The sequence below is a fragment of the Archangium sp. genome, assembly GCF_036389735.1.
Lineage (GTDB): Bacteria > Myxococcota > Myxococcia > Myxococcales > Myxococcaceae > Archangium.
Genome location: NZ_DASVWK010000728.1, coordinates 1 through 1,811 on the forward strand (window position 1 = coordinate 1; position 1,811 = coordinate 1,811).

Annotated in this window: 3 protein-coding genes; 1 reads left to right on the plus strand and 2 read right to left on the minus strand. The window is 71.3% G+C overall.

Features of this window, described 5'->3' with window-relative positions; genetic code table 11:
- A partial coding sequence (locus VF794_RS25905) for a hypothetical protein (protein ID WP_331114901.1) occupies positions 1-331 on the plus strand: 331 nt, incomplete at its 5' end.
- Positions 332-424: 93 nt separating this feature from the next.
- Here VF794_RS25905 and VF794_RS25910 read toward each other — a convergent pair.
- Together VF794_RS25910 and VF794_RS25915 are read right to left on the minus strand one after the other, a co-directional pair.
- Positions 425-1,156, minus strand: coding sequence for a phospholipase (locus tag VF794_RS25910; RefSeq protein WP_331114903.1), 732 nt, complete (start codon positions 1,154-1,156; stop codon positions 425-427).
- Between the two features lie 291 nt (positions 1,157-1,447).
- Positions 1,448-1,811 (minus strand): adenylate/guanylate cyclase domain-containing protein (locus tag VF794_RS25915; RefSeq protein WP_331114905.1); only part of this gene is annotated, 364 nt, incomplete at its 5' end.

A 1,811-nucleotide genomic window follows, 5' to 3' on the forward strand; every position in this document is an offset into this window, starting at 1 on the left:
CGGCACGGGCGGTGATGTCGGCGGCTCCGGCGGCGATTTGGGCGGCACGGGCACCGGCGGCGACCTGGGCGGCTCCGGCACGGGTGGCTCGGGCACCGGCGGTGACCTGGGCGGCTCCGGCACGGGCGGTGATGTCGGCGGCTCCGGCGGCGATTTGGGCGGCTCCGGCACGGGTGGTGACATGGGCGGCTCCGGGGGAGACATGGGCGGCTCGGGCACGGGTGGCGACGTGGGCGGCTCGGGCACCGGCGGCTCCGGTACTGGCGCTGGCGGCTCCGGGTCCGGCTCCGTGGATCCGGGGACTGGCTCTGGCGGCAGCACGGGCCGCTAAAGCCTGAATGATTGGTGCACGCTGACGGGAGGAAGCATCCCGTCAGCGTGCCTCAGCGCGGTCGGGTACTGACGAGCCGGCCGGTGGCGCGGCTCAGTGGACGGCCCCCGCCAGCCACCAGTGCACCGCCTCGCGCATCATCTCTTCGGGGACGATGTGCGGCCCCTCGAACTCGCGGTAGTTCACGTCGTAGCCGGCGCGCTCGAACACCCGCATCAGCCGGCGGCTGCACCGGTCGATGGGAAGCACCCGATCCTCCGTGCCGTGGGACATGAAGATGCGCGGCGTGCCCAGTTGCCTGGGCGGCACGGCGAAGCCCGGGGAGAAGGCGATGATGTGCCGGAACAAGTCCCCATTGCCAAGGCCGAGCGAGAGCGCATACGACGCCCCATCGGAGAAGCCCCCGATGGCCACCCGCGCGGGGTCCACCGCGTAGTGCTCGAAGGCGTGCGCGAGCGCCTGGTCGATGGCGTGCACGTCCGCCCCGAAGTCCTCCACGATGACGTCCCAGGTGGGGCCCTGAGAGCTCGGCGCCAGGAGGAGCAGGCCCGTCTCATCGGCCAGGGGCAGCAGCAGGTCCAGTCCGTGCCGGGCCGAGCCCCCCGCTCCATGAAGCATCACCGCGAGCGGTGCTGGCTGATCCGGCCGGTAGCCAGGGGGAACGTAGAGGATTCCATCATGTCCGAGGCTCACGCCGAGCGGATGCATGCCCGTCGGTGCGCCCGCGGCCCGCGGAGTTCCCGGGTGCGCCCGCAGCCGCCCCGCCCGGGCGGAACGCCAGGATTCGTCCTGCCGTCCCGCTTCCACCCTGTCCTTGTCGCTCATTGGCTCGACCCTCCACGTGCCACTCGGCCACGCAGCCCACAATCTGGGGTCGCCTGGGCCAGGAGGACGCCCTCCGGCCCGCGTGGGAACAGGGGCGCTTGCTCCGTCGGGGCGTACAAGGCGAGAGCCTGGACGCACGCCTGCCGCCGAAGACCTCGAACATCTCTTCCTTGCTCATGGCCGTACCCCGCTCGAGTGACTCCAGTGCCGTATCCACGGCCTGGAGCAGTGCCTTGATACGCACTGACTTCTCGGTGAGCAGCTTTCTCTGGGGAACAGCGCGGTGGGAACTCAGTGGGACTCGACCAGCTTCGGCAACGGGACTCGCGACCCGGTCTGCTCCGACGGCGCGCGACCCTTCAGCGAGTACACCACCACCGACTCCCGCCTCCCCTTCACCTTCTCCTCGGAGACGCGCTCCCCCAGGAACCGGCCCTCGCCCGCCTGCCAGGTGCTCTCGCTCACCAGGATGTCCACCCCCAACCCCTTCGTCAGTCCCTCCACCCGCGAGGCCAGGTTCACCGCGTCCCCGATGACCGTGTACTCGTGCTGCTCCGCCCCTCCCAACATCCCCGCCGCCCCCACCCCCGTGTGCAGCCCGATGCCGACTCGCAACGCCGGCTCCCCGTGCTGCGCCCTCCAGGCGTTGAGTTCC

Excerpts from the sequence above, each read along its gene's own strand:
- VF794_RS25910 (WP_331114903.1), bottom strand. The coding sequence starts at position 1,156 with ATGAGCGACAAGGACAGGGTGGAAGCGGGACGGCAGGACGAATCCTGG.